Origin of the sequence: Herbaspirillum sp. GW103 (assembly GCF_000261365.1) — a bacterium.
GTDB lineage: Bacteria > Pseudomonadota > Gammaproteobacteria > Burkholderiales > Burkholderiaceae_D > Herbaspirillum.
Genome location: NZ_AJVC01000002.1, coordinates 418452 through 438141, shown reverse-complemented (window position 1 = coordinate 438141; position 19690 = coordinate 418452). Strand labels below are relative to the sequence as shown.

General features: G+C 63.7%; 19 protein-coding genes. 4 read left to right on the top strand and 15 right to left on the bottom strand.

What is annotated here, in order from left to right:
* Nucleotides 1–21 precede the first annotated feature (21 nt).
* Nucleotides 22–1569, bottom strand: a complete 1548-nt coding sequence (locus tag GWL_RS03450; protein WP_008326706.1) for a methyl-accepting chemotaxis protein — start codon at nt 1567–1569, stop codon at nt 22–24.
* Between the two features lie 434 nt (nt 1570–2003).
* Here GWL_RS03450 and GWL_RS03445 point away from each other — a divergent pair, with 434 nt between their 5' ends.
* On the top strand, nt 2004–2618 hold the full coding sequence (locus GWL_RS03445; protein ID WP_008326704.1) for an NTP transferase domain-containing protein: 615 nt from the start codon (nt 2004–2006) through the stop codon (nt 2616–2618).
* Nucleotides 2619–2641: 23 nt separating this feature from the next.
* Here the strand turns inward: GWL_RS03445 and GWL_RS03440 are convergent, their stop codons facing one another.
* The 13 genes from GWL_RS03440 to GWL_RS03380 all read right to left on the bottom strand — a co-directional run bounded on the left by GWL_RS03440 (nt 2642) and on the right by GWL_RS03380 (nt 16073).
* Nucleotides 2642–3271 carry a DUF5666 domain-containing protein gene (locus GWL_RS03440; protein WP_008326702.1) on the bottom strand — a complete coding sequence of 210 codons (630 nt, stop codon included), beginning with the start codon at nt 3269–3271 and terminating at the stop codon, nt 2642–2644.
* A 210-nt stretch (nt 3272–3481) separates the two neighbouring features.
* Nucleotides 3482–3895 carry a hypothetical protein gene (locus GWL_RS03435; RefSeq protein WP_008326701.1) on the bottom strand — a complete coding sequence of 138 codons (414 nt, stop codon included), beginning with the start codon at nt 3893–3895 and terminating at the stop codon, nt 3482–3484.
* A 172-nt stretch (nt 3896–4067) separates the two neighbouring features.
* Entirely contained in the window at nt 4068–5615 is a 1548-nt protein-coding gene (locus GWL_RS03430) for a dynamin family protein (RefSeq protein ID WP_008326700.1), read from the bottom strand.
* A complete protein-coding gene (locus tag GWL_RS03425; RefSeq protein ID WP_008326699.1) occupies nt 5612–6886 on the bottom strand; it encodes a GTPase in 1275 nt (424 codons plus the stop codon). The genes GWL_RS03430 and GWL_RS03425 overlap by 4 nt, the downstream gene beginning before the upstream one ends.
* Nucleotides 6887–6903: 17 nt before the next feature.
* A complete protein-coding gene (locus GWL_RS03420) occupies nt 6904–8073 on the bottom strand; it encodes a benzoate/H(+) symporter BenE family transporter (RefSeq protein WP_008326698.1) in 1170 nt (389 codons plus the stop codon).
* Nucleotides 8074–8177: 104 nt separating this feature from the next.
* Nucleotides 8178–9545 carry an aromatic acid/H+ symport family MFS transporter gene (locus GWL_RS03415; RefSeq protein WP_008326697.1) on the bottom strand — a complete coding sequence of 456 codons (1368 nt, stop codon included), beginning with the start codon at nt 9543–9545 and terminating at the stop codon, nt 8178–8180.
* A gap of 90 nt (nt 9546–9635) precedes the next feature.
* Nucleotides 9636–10046, bottom strand: coding sequence for a RidA family protein (locus GWL_RS03410; protein ID WP_008326696.1), 411 nt, complete (start codon nt 10044–10046; stop codon nt 9636–9638).
* A 34-nt stretch (nt 10047–10080) separates the two neighbouring features.
* Entirely contained in the window at nt 10081–10869 is a 789-nt protein-coding gene (gene benD / locus GWL_RS03405; RefSeq protein WP_008326695.1) for a benzoate diol dehydrogenase BenD, read from the bottom strand.
* A complete protein-coding gene (gene benC / locus GWL_RS03400; RefSeq protein WP_008326694.1) occupies nt 10866–11891 on the bottom strand; it encodes a benzoate 1,2-dioxygenase electron transfer component BenC in 1026 nt (341 codons plus the stop codon). Before benC ends, benD begins: the two co-directional genes overlap by 4 nt.
* 21 nt (nt 11892–11912) lie before the next feature.
* Nucleotides 11913–12407: a benzoate 1,2-dioxygenase small subunit gene (gene benB / locus GWL_RS03395; RefSeq protein WP_008326693.1), complete on the bottom strand. Its 495-nt coding sequence runs from the start codon at nt 12405–12407 to the stop codon at nt 11913–11915.
* Entirely contained in the window at nt 12404–13780 is a 1377-nt protein-coding gene (locus GWL_RS03390; RefSeq protein ID WP_008326692.1) for a Rieske 2Fe-2S domain-containing protein, read from the bottom strand. The genes benB and GWL_RS03390 overlap by 4 nt, the downstream gene beginning before the upstream one ends.
* Nucleotides 13781–13894: 114 nt before the next feature.
* Entirely contained in the window at nt 13895–14830 is a 936-nt protein-coding gene (gene catA / locus GWL_RS03385; RefSeq protein WP_008326691.1) for a catechol 1,2-dioxygenase, read from the bottom strand.
* A 49-nt stretch (nt 14831–14879) separates the two neighbouring features.
* Nucleotides 14880–16073, bottom strand: coding sequence for a muconate/chloromuconate family cycloisomerase (locus GWL_RS03380; RefSeq protein ID WP_008326690.1), 1194 nt, complete (start codon nt 16071–16073; stop codon nt 14880–14882).
* A gap of 144 nt (nt 16074–16217) precedes the next feature.
* On the opposite strand from GWL_RS03380, the gene GWL_RS03375 reads away from it, so the two are divergent.
* The 3 genes from GWL_RS03375 (at nt 16218) to pcaD (ending at nt 18497) form a co-directional block, all read left to right on the top strand.
* Nucleotides 16218–17171 (top strand): LysR family transcriptional regulator, encoded by a 954-nt coding sequence (locus tag GWL_RS03375; protein ID WP_008326689.1) that lies wholly within the window; start codon nt 16218–16220, stop codon nt 17169–17171.
* Nucleotides 17172–17346: 175 nt separating this feature from the next.
* Nucleotides 17347–17634, top strand: a complete 288-nt coding sequence (gene catC, locus GWL_RS03370) for a muconolactone Delta-isomerase (protein WP_008326688.1) — start codon at nt 17347–17349, stop codon at nt 17632–17634.
* A gap of 77 nt (nt 17635–17711) precedes the next feature.
* A complete protein-coding gene (gene pcaD, locus GWL_RS03365) occupies nt 17712–18497 on the top strand; it encodes a 3-oxoadipate enol-lactonase (protein WP_008326687.1) in 786 nt (261 codons plus the stop codon).
* Between the two features lie 37 nt (nt 18498–18534).
* Here pcaD and GWL_RS03360 read toward each other — a convergent pair whose 3' ends face one another.
* The gene (locus GWL_RS03360) at nt 18535–19677 is read right to left on the bottom strand and encodes a DUF2399 domain-containing protein (protein WP_008326686.1); all 1143 of its coding nucleotides are present in this window, start codon (nt 19675–19677) and stop codon (nt 18535–18537) included.
* Nucleotides 19678–19690: the final 13 nt, after the last annotated feature.

Below are 19690 nucleotides of genomic sequence, written 5' to 3'. Positions count from 1 at the left end.
TTCCTGTTGCCTGCGATTGGCTTACGCGGCCTGCAAGGCAAAGAAAGCCACCGCCCGCTTCAGTTGCGCCGCCTGGTCTTCCAGCGACTTGGCCGCGGCCGCAGCCTGCTCCACCAGCGCCGCATTCTGCTGGGTCACGCCATCCATCTGGGCCACTGCCTGGTTGACCTGGTGGATGCCTTCGGCCTGTTCGCGGCTGGCGGTGCTGATGTCGCCCACCAGGGTATGCGCGCCCTGCACGCTGCCCACCACCTCCTGCATGGTCTTGCCCGCGCGCTCCACCAGGCCGCTGCCGGCATCGACCTTGGAGACCGAGTCATCGATCAACTGCTTGATCTCCTTGGCGGCCGAGGCCGAACGCTGCGCCAGCGCGCGCACTTCGGATGCCACCACGGCAAAGCCGCGTCCCTGTTCGCCTGCACGCGCCGCTTCCACGGCGGCATTGAGCGCGAGGATGTTGGTCTGGAAGGCGATGCCATCGATGACGCCGATGATGTCGACGATCTTGCGCGACGACGTATTGATGTTGCCCATGGTATCGATGAGCTCCTGCATCACCTGCCCGCCCTGGCCGGCGATGGAAGCAGCGGTCTTGACGAGGTCATTGGCCTGATGCGCGTTCTCGGAATTGGTACGCACGCTGGAGGTGAGCTGCTCGATGGAGGCGGCCGTTTCTTCCAGCGCACCGGCCTGCTCTTCGGTGCGCGCCGACAGGTCCAGGTTGCCATTGGCGATCTGCCCCGAGGCCACGGCGATGCTGTCGGCCCCCAGGCGCACCGTGGAGACCACACCATGCAGTCGCTCGCTCATGCCTTGCAACGAAGCTACCAGCTGGCCCAGTTCGTCGCGGCCCATGGGGGCGGCGCGCGAGGTCAGGTCACCGGCGGCCACGCGTTGCGAGATGGCCAGCGCCGCATGTACCGGCCGGGTGATGCTGCGTGTGAGCAGCAGCGCAAAGGCAATACCGCAGATCAGGATCACGACTTCCAGCGCGAAGATCTGCCATTGACTGCTGGCGGCATCGCGGGCAATGTCGGCGGAAATCTCATCGATGCGCGCCCGTTCGAAATCCAGCAAGGCGCGCATGGCGGCCTGGGTATGGTTGGCAATGCCCACGTATTGCTGCTGGTAGAGCTCCTCCACCTTGGCCGCATCGCCCAGCTTCTTGGCCGCATAGATCTGGTCGCGGATGGTGAGGAACTGCTTGCGCGCCACGTTGATGGCTGCGAAGAGTTTTTTCTCGTCCTCGCTGTTGAGCAGTTGCTCGACGCTCTTCAAGGTTTGCGCGGACTCCTTGCTGGAGGCGGCGGCTTCCTTGGCCAGGAAGGCTTCAAGCTCGGGATCATGGCTCTTGACCACGGTGGTGGTGCGCTGGATGGCGATGAGCAGCAAGGTATTCCATTGCGACACCAGCCGTTCCGTCTTCAGCGGCACATCCATCATCTCCTGCGTCTGGTAGGCCACCGTCTTGAGGCGCCAGATGCCCACCGCCGCAACCACCATGGAAAACACCAGCACCACGGCAAAGCCCGCCCCCAGACGCGAGCCGATACGTATGTTCTTGATCATGCTTCTTTCCATCCCAACCATGTTGACTATGGCGCCCCGAAAGACGGACTTTCCCTGACCGTCCGGCTTGCCCCCTGATGCGTACCAGCAAGACTGGTGCCAACCCCTTGGCCTTCCAGTGACCGCCGCCCTGCATGCGGTCGATTCTAGGAGTGCGCTGGCCTGGCGACCAGTTCAAAATGAAGAAACATGGTATGCCGAAACGGCAACGCAAGCCCGCAAACCCTTGCCAGGCAAGGATATCCCAAACTGGCCGGGTGGAAACATTATGAAATGTAAAACATTAATTTTTTTGGGGGCGGAGGGGATGGCGGGCGTTTCAGCTGCTGCCTTGTTGGCGTTCCATCAATAGTCCTGGTCTTGCTTGGCCGCATGTCGGCCCAAAGTTGGGCACAATGGCGCCTTGCCTCCCCGTTTCCGGATCCTTGCGCACCATGACCACGCCGACCGCCCCCATCGCCCTGCTGCTGGCCGCCGGCCGTGGCAGCCGCTTTGGCGATCATGAAGAAAAACTGTTGCAGCCCTTCATTCATCACGATGGCCGTCCCGGCATGGTGGCCACTGCTACTGCTGCGGCCTTGCTGGAAGTGATGCCGGTACTGGCGGTGGTGCATGCGGAGGGCCCCTTGGCCGAGGCCCTGCGACAGGCTGGCTGCACGGTCTGCCTGACGGCGCAGGAGGCTGCGCGCGAGATGAGCGCCTCCTTGCGCTGCGCTCTGCAGCAGAGTGCAGATGCGTCGGCATGGCTGGTGGCACTGGCCGACATGCCACGCGTGCAGCCGGATACCTTGCGACAGTTGCGCGATGCGCTGGCGGCGGGGGCGTCGATGGTGGTGCCGGTGATGCAGGGACGGCGCGGCAATCCGGCCGGCTTTGCGCAGGTGCATCTGCCGGCCTTGCTGTCACTGCGGGGAGATCGCGGCGCGCGGGCCTTGCTGGAAAGCCCGGCGCTGGTGGAGATTGCGGTGGAGGATGCGGGGATCTTCGCCGACGTAGATACGCCGGAGGATCTGCACCGATTACGCGGTACGCTCTTCAGATCCCGCTGATCAAGGTGGATCGCGGCAGCTGCCTACATGGGCGGGGTAATGCCGTTCTTGCCGGCGCTGATGCTGATGGCCGTCAGGCTGCCATCGACATTCTTGCGCGCGCGCACCACCACCTTCACACCAGCCGCCAGCAGCGAGCGATCACCGGGTTCGATGCTGACCACCGGTACCCCCTCGGGTACCACGATCTTCTGCTCGCCGTTCCTGTACTTCAGCGTGAGGGTACGGCCGTGGCTGGCCACGACATCGCCCACGGTGCCATTGGTCATGGTGCTGTTGGGGGCCAGGTCGAAAGGACGATGGCCCTCGCCGGTACCGGCCATGGCGGGCGGGAAAACGTGCACCTCCAGCGCCCTCTGCGAACCGTCCGGCTGGGTGATGCCGGCCGCGCCGATATAGCTGCCGGGCTTGATGTCATTGATGTCGGCAATGGAGATGGCGGCCACGCGGGTGTCCTTGTCCAGCACCACGTTCTGCTGGCCACCCTCGTTGTTCTTGACCACCAGTTGGTCCTTGCCCACCGAGACGATGCTGCCCCGGATGCCGACCTGGGCCGCTGTCTGCGCCATGGCCGGGGATGCCACCAGATGACTGGCCAGCAGCACCGGGATCAGTGCGCCACGAAACACTTGGTGGAAAATGGTCTTGATCATGGGAAGAGGTACCTGAATGATGTCACGTATAGACGGAATCGATTCTAGGCAAAACAACACGACATTCGAATGACGGTCGGATGACAAAATTGTCATTCTTCTGGCCTGACCGCTTGGGCGCGAGCACCGCCACCGCGCTCATGGCGCAGGGTGGCGGCGTTCAGGCAGGTATTGAGGGGTGGCCGAGGCTGGCCAAGGGGGAAGGCGGACTCAGTTATCCTGATGCACCCAGTTGAAGCTCAAGGAGACGGGCTTTTCACCCACGCTGACCTTGCTGGTCTTCTTGACGCCGTTGTAGATGGCGGTGACCTGGTACTGTCCCGCTGGCAGCTTGAGGTTGGTCATGGGACCGGCACTGGGCAGATGAAAGACGCTCTTGTCGTGATGATCGGTGACATCGAGCTTGACGTTGCTGACGTAGGCGCCATCCTTGGCTTCGGAAAACAGCAGGCGCAGGTTGTAGTCCTTGGCCGCCTCGCGCAGCTTGGCCTGCTCGCCGGCACCGATGCCGCCGTTCATGTAGGCGACCGTGCCCTGCATGTCCTGGGCGTAGGTCAATGGCGCAGCCATGCCGGCGAGGCCGAAGACGATGGCACTGATGGCGGTGATCTTGGTGATGTCCATGATGGCTCCTTGTCGTGGTTCAGGATGAAAGTGCTGCCGCTCCATGGCGCAGCGTCGGGGCCAGCCCACTGCTGAGCTGACCGTCGATGCTTTACTGTAGGTCGACAAAATTAAGCGATCCTTAACACGCCAAAAGATTCCAGGCGAGCCGCCATCTCGCCAGACAGCGACGTCAGCGCGCCGCCATGGCCTGTGGCTGACGCAGATCTTCTTCCAGCTGCGCCAGCCGCCGCGCATGCTCTTCGATCAGCGCCCGCTGCACGGACACTGCATCAGACAGTGAAGCCATCCGGGCAGTACAGTAGCTGGCCACTTCATCGGCCAGTTCCTCCAGCACGGCCAGTACACTTTGTCCGATCGCCTCATACAGTTTTTCGTAGGACGGCGGCAGATCCCCGGCCACGCGTTCATAGCCGCTTCCGGTCGGCAGAACCAATGCCACCGGTACCGGTGCCGGAAGCACATGGCTGTCCAGTACCGCGCGTGCGTGGCGTTCGAAGGCGTGCATCAGTTGCGCGTGCAGGCTGGCCAGTACAGCGTCCACCTCATCGCTGGCGGCATGCTGCTCCAGCAGGGCCGGCAGACCCGGCATCACCTCGCGCCAGGCCAGTTGCACGATGCGCGCACGCCGGGCCGGCAGTGCATCCAGTTCATCCTGCACCAGCTGCTGCAAGCCCTGCAGCGCGGGCAGAGTCTGCGCTTGCAGGGGCGCCAGCACATCCTCCTGCAGATGATGCAGCAGGACCTCCGCCGGCTTGCGGTCGCGATAGGACAGGGCAGGCGCCAGCAACTCGGCGAGCGCCGCATACAGGCGCTCGAAGCCGGCCCCCTGCATCGCCTGGGCATCGGCACCGGCGGTCCGGGCCACATGCGCGGAGACCGACACCGGCGTCTTCAACTGATGCACCGCCACGCCCAGCGATTGCAGCTTGTCGGCAGCGCGGGCGCGCACGTCGGCTTCCTGGTCGGCGCGGTTGGCGTCGGATTTGTTGCGCAGGATCTTGACGATCTGCCCGTCCACCTCATCCTCATCGATCACGTCGCTGCGCGTGAGCACCGGCAGCAGCGGCTTGCCACGGCGCAGTTCGCGCGCCAGTTCATCGAGCTCCTGGACTTGTCCTGGCGAAGTCGAACTGGTCAGCCACAGTACGGCATCGGCACTGTCGAGGAAACGCTGCGTCAGCGCCGCATTCTCGTCGGTGGCCGAGTGCAGGCCGGGGGTGTCGAGCAGTACCAGGCCCTGGCCCAGGCAAACGCCCTGCAGGCGTGCCGTGGTTTCGGTGGCGCCTTCAGGGAAAGGAACTTCACTCTCCACCAATAGCCCGCCTTGCAGATGGAAATACTGCACCGTCTGGTGGCGCTGGCCGAAGCGCTGCGCGAGAAAGTTGCATAGCGAGCTTTTACCGGCATTGAACTTGCCGAACACCAGCAGCATGAGCTTGCCCTCGAAGCGCTGGGCCAGCGCGCGTGCGGGGGCGAGCGCAATCCATTGTTCTTCACGGCGGCGTGCCTGTCGTATCCGGTCTTCCTGCAAGGCGGCGATGTGGCGCGCCATGGGGCAGACAGACTGCAAGCCGCCGCCGGGCAGCGCCGCTTGCGCCAGTGCCTGGCCCAGCGCGGCCAGCCAGTCGCGCAGCGCCGCCAGCAGGGGCTGCAGGTCGGCCTCGCCCTGGCCGGTGCGGCCGATGGCATCGATGAAACGCTGTTCTTCGCGGCTCATGCGCCCTCCCCGTCTTGCAGCCGCGCCAGGGCCTGTCGCGCGCGGGCATGCGCGTGCAGATCGGACTGGCTGTTGGCGATCTGCTGCTGCAGGGCCTGGCGATCTTCGGACAGTTCGTAGTAATGCAGGAAGGATTGCGCAAGTTGCGCCTGCCCTGCCGGTTCGCAGAAACGGCGGCGCAGGTCGGCCCGGTATTTGATGGAGATGCCCAGCACGGCCACCATCACCGTATCCAGACTGGCCACCGAGGTCTGCTGACTGGCCGGCAGACCTTCCACGCCATGCTGGATCAGGTGCGCACGAATGGCGATGCAGGCGCGGGAATAGGCGACATGGATGCGCGCCCGTTCACGCTTGCCTGCGGTGAGCTTGAATTCGTCGGCGGCGGTATCGGGCACCAGGGCAGGATCGTCCCCTTGAAATTCGACGACCGGCAGCAGGTCCTGATGCACTTTTTCCAGCACGGCCTGCAGTCCCTGCTCGAAATCCTGGCGTTGTTGTTGCTGGCGCTGGCGCAGTGTCTGCAGCCCGCTCTCCAGCACAGCCTGCTGCTGCTGCAGCTGCTGGCCGATCTCCGTGAAGAGCAAGCTGCGTTCATGTTGGCGAGCGCCCGGGACCTGCTCCACCACCTCCCGCAGCAGCGCCTGCAGTGCAGGGATGCCGCTACGTTGCAGCAGCAGGGATTTTCCGCCTTCCACGCCGCTGCGATGGCGTGTCGAGGATACCGGATGCAGGGCGAGCCCCGGCGCCTGCGCAACAATGGCGGCGCTGACCTTGGCCAGTTGGTCTTCGTCGCTCATCTGGTCCACTTGCGTGAGCACGAACAGGGTCTGTCGCCGCGTGCGCTGCTGGTCCGCGCGCAGAGCCTGCAACAGCTGACGTTCGGCCGCATCGAGTTCGCCCTCCTTGGCCGCATGCACGAACAGACGCACGTCGGCCTGCAGCCAGGTAGCTTCCTGGGCGTGGTTGTCATCCTGCAGGGCGACATCGGCATCCAGTCCCGGCGCATCCAGCCAGCGCAGTTCGGCATGATGATGCTCGGACAGCGTGACCGTCTCGCGCCGGTCGGCCACGGCAAAGACGTCGCGCCCCATCAGTTCGTTGAGCAGGCGGCTCTTGCCGTGGTTGTACTTGCCGACCACCGTCACGGTCGGCACGGCGTGAACTTGCGCCAGCACGCGCAGGCGCGCCAGGTCATGCGCGCGGCCCGGCGCCACGGCCAGCACCTCGCGGGCCAGCGGATCGAAGACATCATCATGCGGCGATTTCATCGGGGGTCTCCTTGTGTTCATTTTTTCTGTGTGGGGCGGCCGATCAGCCAGTGCGCAGCCATGCCGATGACCACGCCCCAGAAGGCCGCGCCCAGTCCGAACAGGGTCATGCCGGACGCGGTAGCGAGGAAGGTGATGACGGCGGGCTCGGCGTGGATGCCGTCCTCGCTCATCAGGCGGATGTTGGACACGATGGCGCCGATCAGTGCCAGCCCGGCCAGGGCTGCGATCAGTTCCTTGGGAAAGGCGGCAAAGAGCGTCACGATGGATGCCGCGAAGGTGCCGCCGATGAGATAGAAGACGCCGTTGGCGATGCCGGCCACGTAGCGTCTGCCGGGCTCGGGATGGGCATCCTTGCCGGTACAGAGCGCCGCCGTGATGGCGGCCAGCACGATGGTGATGCCGCCGAAGCAGGCCGTCACCAGCGAGGCCAGCGCGGTCCCGGTGACCACGGCGCGCGTGGGCGGATGGTAGCCCGCCAGTTGCAGCACCGCCATGCCCGGCAGGAACTGGCCGGTCAGGCTCACCAGCACGAGCGGCACCGTCAGGCTGAAGAACACGCCCACGCTGAAGTGCGGGGCGATGAAGACGGGCCGCGCCAGTTCCAGGTGCAACACGCCGAGTTCGGTCCTGCCGCTTGCGAAGGCCACCGCAAAACCGGTCAGCGCCACCACCACGATGCCGTAGCGCGGCCACCAGCGGCGTCCCGCGAGATAGGCGCCCAACATGGCCGAGACCATCAGCGGGGCATTGGTGCTGGAGCGGAAGGCCTGCACCCCGAACTGGAACAGGATGCCGGCCATCATGCCGGCGGCGATGCCCTTGGGGATGATGGCGAGGATTTTTTCAAAGTAGCCGGTCACGCCGATGACGATCAGGATCACGGCGGCCATCAGGTAGGCGCCGACTACTTCCGGCATGCCGATGGCGGGAAAGAGACTCAGCAAGAGCGCCGTGCCCGGGGCCGACCAGGCCGTGATGATGGGCATCTTGAACCACCAGCTCAGCAGCAACCCGCTCACGCCCGCCCCCATGGAAATCCCCCACACCCAGGACACCAGTTGCGCCTGCGGCACCTGGCCGGCATGGGCGGCCTGCACGAAGATCACCAGCGGGCCGGCGTAGGAGATCAGTACTGCCAGAAACCCCGCCACCCAGGCGGTGAGCGAGCCTTGTCGTTGAACCATTGAAGCTTCCTTGCAGAGGCAACCGCACCAGCGTACAAAAGGGAAAAAGTCCGGCGCCCGATGGAGCGATGCTCCGGGGCGCCGAACCGGCTTGAATGACTAGCTTAAACGCTGCGCGAGATCGTGGCAGCCGACACGGTCGATGTCGCCTCGGCCGCCACGGCGCGCTGCCCGTGACGATAGCGCAGCAGGAAGATGCCGAAGGCCAGCGCCGCCACCAGGCCGGGAATCGCAAAGACCAGGAAATTCATGCTCAGCGGCAGCGCCGCCGCCATCAGTGCGCCCCCCAGCAAGGGGCCGACGATGGCACCCGAGCGACCCACACCGGAAGCCCAGCCCAGACCGGTGGAACGGATCGCCAGCGGATAGAACTGGGCGGTATTGGCATACAACAGGATCTGGGTACCGATGGTGGTCGCGCCCGCCACGATGATGAGCAGGTACAGCACCGGCGTGGGGCTGTTGAACCCCAGCAGGGCGATGGCGACGGTGCCGACCGCGAAGAAGCTCACCACCACCTTGGGCAGGGTGAAGCGGTCACCCAGCCAGCCGCCGCCGATGGCGCCGACCACGCCACCGAAGTTGAGCGCCAGCAGGAAGGACAGCGACGAACCCAGGCTGTAACCGGCGCTGGCCATGAGCTTGGGCAGCCAGGAACCGAGTGCATAGACCATCAGCAGGCAGCAGAAGAAGGCGATCCAGATCATCAGCGTGCCGACGGTGCGGTCCTGCTTGAAGAGCTCCAGCATCGGTGCGCCAGAGGGCTTGGCCTCGCCTTGCACCAGTTGTACATCGGCACCAGGCGCGGCGTGCGGCGCCACCTGCGCCAGCATGGCGCGCGCCTGCTCCTGCTTGCCGGCACGCAGCAGGAAGCCGACCGATTCCGGCAGCTTCCACAGGATCAGCGGCAGCAGCACCAGCGGCACGGCCGCAGCGAAGAACATCGATTGCCAGCCGAAGCGGGGCAGCATCCAGATGCCCAGGCCCGCACACAACACGCCACCCAGCGAATAGCCGCTGAACATGATGGCCACCAGGGTGCTGCGCAGGCGCTTGGGGGCGTATTCATTCATCAGGGCCACGGCATTGGGCATCAGACCGCCGCAACCCAGCCCGGCCAGGAAGCGGAAGATGCCGAACTCGTTGGGCGAACTGGCAAAGCCGCTGGCGAAGGTGGAAAGGCTGAAGAGCACGAAGCTGATCGCCACGCCCTTCTTGCGGCCGATGCGGTCGGCCAGGGGGCCGAAGATGAAGGCACCGAACATCATGCCGAACAGTGCATAGCTGCCCAATGCACCGGCCTGCACGGGTGACAAGGTCCACTCTTTCATCAATACCGGCAGCACGGCGCCGTAGATGAACAGGTCATAACCGTCGAACACCAGCAGCAATGCGCACAGGCACATCACCATCCAGTGGAATTGCGTGAAACGCGCGCCATCGATGATCTGGCTCACTTCCTGGGTTTTCATGGGGTCTCCTCCGTTGTCGTTTGTCTTGCGGGATTGGCGTTGTTTTGTGTTGTCATGCCCAGCATTTTTCTTGCCGTGGTCCGGTACGAGTCAGGCAGTTCTCTTCTTGCGCAAATGCGCCACCGCCTTGATCTCGATGAGGTAGCCGGGACCACCACCCAGCATGTGGGCACCGGTCGCCGTCCAGGCAGGCAGTGGATAGCTTCTCAGGTACTGGTTGCGGACCTTGATGAACAAGGGCAGGTCGCGCATGTCGGTATGGAAGGTGGAGAGGTCGACGATGTCGTCCAGGGTGCCGCCGGCGGTTTCCACCACCCGTTTCAGATTCTCGAAAGCCTGCACGATCTGCGCCTCGCGCGGCTCGACCAGCTGCATGTCGGGACCGCGTCCGATCTGGCCGGAAACGTAGAGCACATCGCCGACCAATACGCCGGGTGCATAACCGATTTTTTCGTAGACATCTTCCATTCCCTTGGGAATGATGGCCTGGCGTTCAGACATGGTTTCTCCGTTTCAGTGTAGAGGGACAAGCGGCTCAGCCGTTGTCACCACCGGCCACCGGCAGCACCGCCCCGGTGATATAGCTGGCCTCATCGGAGGCCATGAAGAGGATGGGCGCGACCTGCTCCTGCAACGTGGCGTAGCGCTTGAAGAAGGTGGAATCGGTGACCTGCTGCACGGCCTGCTGCATCCACGCCTGTTCCTGCACGCTGTCGCCTTCCGCATTGCGCGGTACGCGGCGCGGCGGTGCTTGCGTGCCACCGGGCGCGGTCGCCACCACGCGGATGCCCTGTTCACCGTATTCCATCGCCAGTGCCATGGTCATGGCATTCACACCGCCCTTGGCCGCCGAATAGGGTACCCGGCGTATGCCGCGCGTGGCATTGGAAGAGACATTGACGATGGTGCCCCGCCCCTGCCGCAGCATGTGCGGCAGCACGGCATGGCAGCCGTAGAGGGTGGGCATGAGCGAGCGGCGGATCTCGGCATCGATCTGGGCGGCCTCGAATTCGGCAAAGGGCCGCATGCGGATGGCGCCACCCACGCCATTGACCAGCAGGTCGATGCGACCATGCAGCTGGATCGCACGCGCCATCGCGGCCTGTGCGCCGGCATAGGTTTCGAGGTCGGCGACCCAGCCGGTAGCCCGTCCGTCCGGTGCCTGCATCGCAACGTCATGGATGAAGTCGGCCCGGTCCACCATCACGACCTGGCCGCCTTCGGCGGCGATGCCCATGGCTACGCCCTGCAGGATGCCCTGGGCCGCGCCGGTGACGACGGCCACCTTGCCCGCGAAGCGTCCACGCGTGAGCGCTGCGCTCATGCCGCCACCGCCACCGGCTGGCTGGTGACGAACTTCTCGTAATGGAAGCTGGCCGGGGCGATGCCCTGCGACTGGAAGTGCTTCTGCACCGCCTCCACCATCGGCGGCGGACCGCACAGATAGACATCGACCTGGCCGTCATGCAGAACCTCGGCAGGCATGTGCTGGGTCACGTAGCCCTGGCGCGGATGCGTGGTCGCGGCATCGGCCACACAGGTGGTGAAACTGAACCCGGGCAAACGCTTGGTCAGGTCTTCAAGACGATCCACCAATACCAGGTCCTGGTCGCGCGTGACGCCATAGATCAGGTGTACCGGGTGCTGCCCACCCCGCTGCACCATCTCTTCGAGCATCGACAGGAACGGCGCCAGCCCGGTACCACCGGCCAGCATCAGCACGGGCTTGTCGACCGGGCGCAGGTAGAAGCTGCCCAGCGGGCCGGTCATCTCCAGCGCGTCACCGCTGCCGGCCCTGGCCAGCCAGCCACTCATCAGGCCACCGGGGACGTTCTTGATGAGGAAGCTCATGCGCTTGGCGCCCGAGGGCGAGCTGAAGGAATACGAACGATGCTGGCCACTGCCCGGCACCGTGATGTTGACGTATTGCCCCGGCAGGAAAGCCGGGGCATCGGCGGCCACCTCCAGCACCAGTTCGAAGGCGGCCTCACCGAAGGCGCTGACCTCGGCCACCTTGCCAGCGAATTTCGCGCTGCCGGTCTTGCAGGCGGTCGAGGCCACCGGCACGGCGACCACGCAATCGGATTGCGGGATCATCTGGCAGGTCAGCACCAGTCCCTGCTCGGCTTCATCGCTGCTGAGGGCGTCGTCGATGTAGTCGTCGCCCAGGTCATACTGTCCGCTCTCGGCGCGGCACTTGCAGGTGCCGCACACGCCGTCGGAGCAATCCATGGGCAGGTTGATGCGTTGACGGAACGCCGCGTCCAGGACTTTTTCCTTGGGACCGCAGTCAATGATGCGGGTCACCCCGTCTTCGAAGTTGAGGGCGATGCGATAGCTGCTCATGTCGTGTCTCCTGCGCTCTGGTCAGACGTGATAGACGTCGATGACCTGGCGGATGTAGTCGTTCTTCAGGGCGATCTTCTTGCGCGCGATCCGCAGGCCATCCTCGGTCTTGCGCAAGCTCACCAGGGTGGTGCCGAAGAACTGGTCGGTGATCTTGTAGCGGTGCGACAGGGTGTGGAAGTTGTAGCGCACCTCCACGGCATCGTCGTGCTCTTCCAGGATCTCCACGTTGGCGATCATGTGGCTGGTACGCGGCTCCGGCATGGAGGCGCTGGAACGCTCGGTCTTGATGCGGAAGACGCGGTCTTCCAGACCATCGCGATTGGCGTAATACATCAGCGAGATCTCGCGCTGCGGATCTTCGGTGAGCTGATCGTCATCGTCCCAGGCCGGCATCCAGTATTCGACGTCCGTGGTGTACAGTTCCAGCCAGGCTTCCCACTGGCGCTCGTCGAGGTAACGGGCTTCGCGATAGAGGAAGGCGCAGACGGTATCGAGTTGGGTCGGCTGGCTCATGCTTGCTCTCCTTGCCCTGCGGCTGCGCGCTCCTTGCTGACGGCCTTGCGCATCTGCTCGGTCCAGTAGTGGTGCTGGCAGACGAAGAGACCTTCGTCTTCGCTGCGCTCGCCGCTCAGTTTGGGATTCATGCCCATCTTCTTCGCATTCTCGTCCGGGCCCTGCTTCCACAGCGGCGCGCCCCGGCTCATGTCGTTGTAGCGCACGGTCGAACCGGCGTAGCCAGCCTGGCAGGCGCGGAATTCTTCCAGGTCATCGGCCGTGCCCATGCCGGAGACGTTGAAGAAATCCTCGTACTGGCGGATGCGCACGCGGCGGTCTTCGGCGCTCTCGCCCTTGGGGCCGAAGCAGAAGATGCTGATCTCGGTCTGGTTCACGCTGATCGGACGGGCCACGCGGATCTGCGTACCGAACTGGTCCATCAGGAACACGTTGGGATACAGGCACAGGTTGCGCGTCTGTGCCACGATGGTATCGGCGCGCGCCTGTCCCACGCGGGCGGCCAGTTCTTCGCGCTGGTTCCAGATCGGGCGCACTTCCGGGTTCAGGGTATTGGTCCACAGCAGGATGTGACCGTTCTCGAAACCATATACCCCGGCCACCGCCTTGCTCCAGTTGTTGGCGTCGGTGGCCTTGGTGCCGCCTTCCTTGCGGCGGCTCATGGTGGCCGCGTAGTTCCAGTGCACCGAGCTGACATGGTAACCATCGCAACCATTTTCCATCTGCATTTTCCAGTTGCCGTCATAGAGGTAGCTGGAATTGCCGCGCAGGACTTCCAGGCCGTTGGGGGCCTGATCGACGATCTGGTCGATGATGACGCGGGTCTCGCCCAGGTAGTCTTCCAGCGGCAACACGTCCTCCGACAGACTGCCGAAAAGGAAGCCGCGATAGTTCTGGAAGCGCGCCACCCGGGTCAGGTCGTGCGAACCGTTCTTGTTGAAGGAGACCGGATACTCGGTGGTCTTCTCGTCCTTGACCTTCAACAGCTTGCCGCTGTTGGAGAAGGTCCAGCCATGGAAGGGACAAGTGAAGCTGCTCTTGTTGCCGTGCTTGCGACGGCACAGCATGGCGCCCTTGTGGGCGCAGGCATTGATGACGGCATGCAGTTCGCCGTTCTTGTCACGGGTGACGACCACCGGCTGGCGGCCGATCCAGGTGGTGTAGTAATCGTTGATCTCGGGGACCTGGCTTTCATGGGCCAGATAGACCCAGTTCGATTCGAACAGGTGCTTCATCTCCAGCTCGAACAGGTCGGCATTGGTGAAGATGTCGCGGCGGCAGCGGAAGATGCCGTTGGTGGCGTCTTCGTCCAGGGCGGTGTCGAGCAGGCGTTCGACCTCTTCGTACTTGTCGGCGGCGGCAAGGGTGGTCATGTCAGGTTCTCCAAGGTGCACCCCGCCCGCCGCGCTGCAAGGCATCGCGGCAAGTCTGTCGGCGGGGAGTGGACAGTCATGCGCCAGCCCGGCTGGCGCAGAACGATCAGGGGATCAGGCGGCCAGGCGCGGGCGGTCGACGATCTGGTTGTCGGCACCGTTGACCAGTGCGGTCAGGCTGATGTCGAAGACGATCTCGGCGAACGGGCCTTCCAGTCCTTCGGCCTTGATGCTGGCCGCATCGGTGCGCTCGACCAGCGGCGGCACCAGGCCCTCGCGGGTGGCATAGGCGAAGTCGTCATAGATCAGCGGATCACCGTCGATGTTGATCTGCGTGGTCAGCTTGCGATGGCCCTCGGCCGTGACGAAGAAGTGGATGTGCGCCGGACGGTTGCCGTGGCGGCCCAGCTGGTTCAGCAGGCCCTGGGTCGGGCCGGCCGGCGGGCAGCCATAGGCGGCCGGCATGATGCTGCGGAATTTGTAGCGGCCCTGGGCATCGGTGATGATGGTGCGGCGCATGTTGAAGGGCTTCTGCTCACCGGTGGGATCGAAGTGCGAATAGAAACCCTTGGTGTTGGCGTGCCAGACTTCGACCTGCGCGCCCGCCATGGGCTTGCCGTCAGCGCCGTAGACGGTGCCGTGCATGATGATGGTCTGGCCGCTCTGGTCGCTGCCGTCGTCGAGGCGCGCGAAGCCCTGCGTCACCGGCGCGCCGGCCACGTACAGCGGTCCTTCGATGGTGCGCGGGGTACCGCCGGTGATGCCCAGGGCAGCGTCTTCGGCATCCATGCGCATGTCCAGGAAACGATCCAGGCCCAGGCCGGGCGAGAGCAAACCGGCTTCGCTGGCCGCGCCCAGACGGTTGATGTAGGCCACGCCAGCCCAGTATTCGTCGGAGGTAATCTCCAGGTCTTCGATGGTCTTGAACAAATCGGACAGGATGCGATGCACGATCTGCTTGGTGCGCGGGCTGCCGCCTTCGGTATCGAGGCCGCTGGCCAGACGCAGGAAGTCCTGAACTTCGGGGGTGCTGAAAATCTTGGCTGCCATGTTGAGTCTCCTAATTGATCTTGTTGATGGGGAAAGTGCTTTTCTTGTTTTATCCGGCCAGGGTGGCCGGCCTCACTGCTGTCACTGTCGCCCCTTGCCTGCGGTCGCGCCGGAAGTATTGCACACGCTCTTCGTCCAGCACGATGCCCAGGCCAGGGCGGTTGGGAATGGCCAGTTCGAAATCCTGATAGCGCAAAGGCTCGGCCAGGATTTCCTCGGTCAGCAGCAGCGGGCCGAACAATTCCGTCCCCCACTGCAATTCACGGAAGGTGGCAAAAGCATGCGCCGAGGCGATGGTGCCGATGGCCCCTTCCAGCATGGTGCCGCCATACAGCTCGATGCCGGCCGCGTCGCCGATGGCGGCCACCTGCTGGGCCGCACGCAGGCCACCGGATTGTTCGATCTTGATCGCAAACACGTCCGCCCCGCCGATGCGCGCCAGCGCAAAGGCCGAGGCCGGACCGGTGAGCGACTCATCGGCCATGATGGCGATGGCGTGCTTGCCCTTCAGGCGCGCCAGCGCCTGGGCCGAAGCCACCGGTTGTTCCACCAGTTCGCAGCCGGCATCGACCAGACCGGCCAGACCGCGCTGGGCCTCCAGTTCGCTCCAGGCCATGTTCACATCCACCCGCACCGCGCCACGATCACCGAGCGCCTTCTTGATGGCGGCCACATGGGCCACATCGGCATCGACGTCGCGGCGACCGATCTTGAGCTTGAAAATCCTGTGACGACGCGCGGCCAGCATGCGTTCGGCTTCGTCGATATCTTTGGCGGTGTCGCCCGAGGCCAGGGTCCAGGCGACCGGCAGGCTTTCGCGGGCACGGCCGCCGAGCAGCTGCGAGACCGGCAGGCCGGTGCGCTGGCCCAGGGCATCGAAGAGCGCAGTCTCGATGGCGCACTTGGCGAAGCGGTTATCCTGGATGGCCTTGTTCAGGCGCGCCATGATGGCCGGGATCAGGCTGGCGTCGGCCCCCAGCAGCAGCGGTGCGAAGTAGGTATCGATGGCCAGCTTCATGCCCTCGGGCGATTCGGCACCATAGGCCAGGCCACCGATGGTGGTGCCCTCCCCCACGCCGACGGTACCGTCGGAGCAGTACAGACGTACCAGCATCAGGGTCTGGCCGTTCATCGTCGCCATGGACAATTGATGCGGACGGATGGTCGGCAGATCGACCAGGAAGGTCTCGACCCGGTCGATCAGGGCCGGGGCTGCGCTATGAAAGTGTGCTTGGGTATCCATGGACTGCATTGAACACCCGGAAGCCCTGCCATTGCCAACACTAAATTCGTCTAGTTTCATACCTTTTTTATATAGTTTCCAATGCCTCCTATAAAAATCAAAGGATTAGACATCATTAGTTTCTGTGAGATATGATTTTCCGCCATGGACATCAGACAACTGAAATACTTCGTGGCCGTGGCCAATACGCGCAACTTCACGCGCGCCTCGGAACAGCTGCACATCGCGCAACCGCCGCTGTCGCGCCAGATCCAGCTGCTGGAGGAAGAACTGGGGGTGCAGCTGATCTTGCGCAACAGCCGTCCGCTGCGCCTGACCGAAGCCGGTCGGGTGTTCTATGAGCAGGCGTTGCAGATCCTCAATCGCCTGGAACAACTCAAGAACGCCACCCAGCAGATCGGCCTGAACCAGCGCCAGACGCTGTCCATCGGCTTCGTCGCCTCGACCCTCTATGGCGGACTGCCGGTGCTGGTGCGCAAGCTGCGCCAGCACTACCCGGAGGTGGACATCCAGTTGCTGGAACTGACCTCGATGCAGCAGTTTGCGGCCCTCAAGTCGGGCCGCATCGACGTCGGCTTCGGGCGTATCCGCAGCAATGACGCGACGGTGGCGCGCATCGTCCTGCGCGAGGAAAAACTGGTGCTGGCGATCCCGCCCTCCTTCCCGCTGGCGGCCAGCCAGCAGCGCGTGAACCTCAAGGAAGTCCACGGGCAGAAGCTGATCGTCTATCCGAAGGAGCCGCGCCCCAGTTTCGCCGACCACATCCTGAGTCTGCTCAACGACCAGGACATCCATCCGGCCGAAGTGCATGAAGTGCGCGAGATCCAGACCGCGCTGGGCCTGGTGGCGGCCGAATCGGGGCTGTGCCTGATCCCGGCCTCGGCACGGCTGCGCAATGACCTGCATTACCGGCTCATCGACGATCCCCGCGCGACCTCACCCATCATCCTGACCCACCGCATCAACGACAATGCCTGGTACATCGAGGCCATCAAGCAACTGGTGGCCGACATGTATGCCGAGCGCCCGGCCTGGCTCGATATCGAGACCAGCTCCTTCCCGGCCACCGGCTTTCCGATTCCCGAACGACGCGACTGAGCCGCATGGAGACGGCGCCGCAGCGACAGGCGGATCGCTGTTGACGCGGAGAAAACCGTCTGCCCAAGTTGACAGGTCCAAGCACGGACGCCTACACTGGTTTGTGCGAATAAAGGATTTATGTTCGACTATCGAACATCGCAACATCCCCTATAACGACAACGGAGCAAACATCATGCTGTTCATGGTTCAAATGCAGGTCAACATTCCCGCCACGCTCGACAAGGCCGTGGCCGACCAGTTGAAGAAGGATGAGAAGGAGATGTCACAGAAGCTGCAGCGTGAAGGCAAGTGGCGCGACCTGTGGCGCGTGGTCGGTCAGTATGCCAACGTGAGCATCTTCGATGTGTCCGGCAATGATGAGCTGCACAACATCCTCTCGGCCCTGCCGCTCTACCCGTTCATGACCATTTCGGTCACACCGCTGACCCAGCATCCCTCGGCCATCGCGCAGATTGGCTGATTCCCGGCGCATCTGACGCTTTTTGATTCACACACGCCCGCACCCACCGTCCGGTGGCGCGGGCCAAGGATTTACTCATGCCCTTCGCAACCCTGAACGGAATCAAACTGCATTACCAGCTCGACGGCGACGCCGCCCTGCCGGTGCTGGTGCTGTCCAACTCGCTGGGCACCTCGCTGGCGATGTGGGATCCGCAGATTGCCGAACTGAGCAAGCACTTCCGCGTGCTGCGCTACGACACGCGTGGTCACGGCCAGTCCGAGGTCACGCCCGGCCCTTACACCATCGCCCAGTTGGGCAGCGATGTGATCGCCCTGCTGGACCAGCTGGAGATTGCGCAAGCGCACTTCTGCGGACTCTCCATGGGCGGCAGCACCTTCATGTGGCTGGCGGTGCATCATCCCGAGCGGGTGAACAAACTGATCCTCTGCAACACGGGCGCCAGGATCGGCACGGCGGACGCCTGGAACAGTCGCATCGAGACGGTGCAGCGTGATGGCCTCTCTGCCATCGCCGCCGCCGTGGTCTCGCGCTGGCTGACGCCCGAGTATGCAGAGCAGCATCCGCAGCAGGTCCAGGACCTGACCGCCATGCTGCTGGCCACCCCGGCCGAAGGCTACGCAGGCGCCTGTGCCGCGGTGCGCGACAATGATCTGAGGGAAGCGATTGCAGGCATCCGTGCGCCCACGCTGGTCATCGCCGGCAGTGGCGACGTGCCGACGCCCCCGGCCGATGCACAGTTCATGCGCGCCAGCATCCCCGGAGCGCTGTATGTGGAATTCGATGCGGCCCACATTTCCAACCAGCAGCAGCCCCGTGCCTTCACGCAGGCGGTGGTGCAGTTCCTGACGGAAGGAATGTGAGAAGGTGAAGCGGGGGCTCCAGTCCCCCGATAAAAACTTAAAGCCAGGCTTCCTGCTCGGCCTTGCGGTCTTCGCGTTGCATGGTTTCGCACAAGGTGCGCAGTGTGGCCGGCAGTGCTTCACGCGCCAGCAAGTTTTGCAGCAGCAAGCGATCTCGTGGCGTCAAGTCCCACTTCTGTTTGGTCTGTGTCAACTCGACACTGCTCATCTGATGCGCTTCCCAGGTCAGGCCGGCTTGCTCCCACAGACGACCGACCGCACACGCGATATCCACGCCAGCCGGATCGGCATCAGCGCTGATCCAGGCCGGGCATGGCGCCTTGGTCAGCAAATGGACCATCATCGCCTGCCATCCCAACGAGGGGCGTCCCGGCATCCAGAGCAGAAGCGTACCGTGAGGAAGCTTGCGCGCATTGCGTTCAAAACTGGTCCGGTTCTCGATCAGCCACCATTGCTGCACCCCCTCCAGCCGCTCCAGGTGCTGCATGTCCTTGAGCGGAATGCCCAGAAAATGGACGGCGGACAATTCCATCTTGCGATTTGACCAGCACAGCTCCACCTCCCCTGCCAGCCATGCGGTCTGGGCAAAGCGGCTGATACCCAGGCGTTCAAGATCGAAGACCGTATCCAGCCACTTCCATTCATTGGCCTCGATGGCCTTGGTCCCATCCCGCACGGACAAGGCAAAGTCCTGACGCATCCCCTGCTGACCACTATCGCGCCAGTGCGCCACCTGGAACATCAGATCCAGGCGTCGCTTCAAGGCATCGGGCGTGAGCGTCTTGGCTTTTTCCAGCTCTTCAATGGCCTGGGCCAACTCATCGTTAAGGTAAGGATCGGTATCGCCTTGCGCAAAACTGTCGAGACGGGCGATGAGCTGCTCTTTGGCTTGAGACAGATGCGTCTGGCGTTGTTGCTGGCGTCCGAGGGTGCCACTCACCCCCAACAAGGACTGCAGTTTGGTCAAGTCGCGCCAGGCAAGACTCACCCATTGCCAGTCACACTTTGGTTTTCTGATCTCAGTGCAGATCACCCAGCCATCGTGCAAAAGATGCTCGGCCAACAGATCGCCGTCTTCAAGTCTAAAACCGTCGATCTTCTTCATGGCAATCTTCAGCAAGCTCTCTCGCTTGTGCGGCTTGGAGTCATCTTCGTCCACCCACAGGCGCAGTGCAGCCATTTGATTCGGCTCG

Excerpts from the sequence above, each read along its gene's own strand:
- GWL_RS03440 (WP_008326702.1), bottom strand. The coding sequence starts at position 3,271 with ATGATCAAGACCATTTTCCACCAAGTGTTTCGTGGCGCACTGATCCCG.
- GWL_RS03430 (WP_008326700.1), bottom strand. The coding sequence starts at position 5,615 with ATGAGCCGCGAAGAACAGCGTTTCATCGATGCCATCGGCCGCACCGGC.
- GWL_RS03380 (WP_008326690.1), bottom strand. The coding sequence starts at position 16,073 with ATGGATACCCAAGCACACTTTCATAGCGCAGCCCCGGCCCTGATCGAC.
- catA (WP_008326691.1), bottom strand. The coding sequence starts at position 14,830 with ATGGCAGCCAAGATTTTCAGCACCCCCGAAGTTCAGGACTTCCTGCGT.
- GWL_RS03375 (WP_008326689.1), top strand. The coding sequence starts at position 16,218 with ATGGACATCAGACAACTGAAATACTTCGTGGCCGTGGCCAATACGCGC.
- GWL_RS03415 (WP_008326697.1), bottom strand. The coding sequence starts at position 9,545 with ATGAAAACCCAGGAAGTGAGCCAGATCATCGATGGCGCGCGTTTCACG.
- GWL_RS03360 (WP_008326686.1), bottom strand. The coding sequence starts at position 19,677 with ATGGCTGCACTGCGCCTGTGGGTGGACGAAGATGACTCCAAGCCGCAC.
- GWL_RS03420 (WP_008326698.1), bottom strand. The coding sequence starts at position 8,073 with ATGGTTCAACGACAAGGCTCGCTCACCGCCTGGGTGGCGGGGTTTCTG.
- benB (WP_008326693.1), bottom strand. The coding sequence starts at position 12,407 with ATGAGCCAGCCGACCCAACTCGATACCGTCTGCGCCTTCCTCTATCGC.
- GWL_RS03450 (WP_008326706.1), bottom strand. The coding sequence starts at position 1,569 with ATGATCAAGAACATACGTATCGGCTCGCGTCTGGGGGCGGGCTTTGCC.
- GWL_RS03410 (WP_008326696.1), bottom strand. The coding sequence starts at position 10,046 with ATGTCTGAACGCCAGGCCATCATTCCCAAGGGAATGGAAGATGTCTAC.
- GWL_RS03425 (WP_008326699.1), bottom strand. The coding sequence starts at position 6,886 with ATGAAATCGCCGCATGATGATGTCTTCGATCCGCTGGCCCGCGAGGTG.
- benD (WP_008326695.1), bottom strand. The coding sequence starts at position 10,869 with ATGAGCGCAGCGCTCACGCGTGGACGCTTCGCGGGCAAGGTGGCCGTC.
- benC (WP_008326694.1), bottom strand. The coding sequence starts at position 11,891 with ATGAGCAGCTATCGCATCGCCCTCAACTTCGAAGACGGGGTGACCCGC.
- GWL_RS03445 (WP_008326704.1), top strand. The coding sequence starts at position 2,004 with ATGACCACGCCGACCGCCCCCATCGCCCTGCTGCTGGCCGCCGGCCGT.
- GWL_RS03435 (WP_008326701.1), bottom strand. The coding sequence starts at position 3,895 with ATGGACATCACCAAGATCACCGCCATCAGTGCCATCGTCTTCGGCCTC.
- GWL_RS03390 (WP_008326692.1), bottom strand. The coding sequence starts at position 13,780 with ATGACCACCCTTGCCGCCGCCGACAAGTACGAAGAGGTCGAACGCCTG.
- pcaD (WP_008326687.1), top strand. The coding sequence starts at position 17,712 with ATGCCCTTCGCAACCCTGAACGGAATCAAACTGCATTACCAGCTCGAC.
- catC (WP_008326688.1), top strand. The coding sequence starts at position 17,347 with ATGCTGTTCATGGTTCAAATGCAGGTCAACATTCCCGCCACGCTCGAC.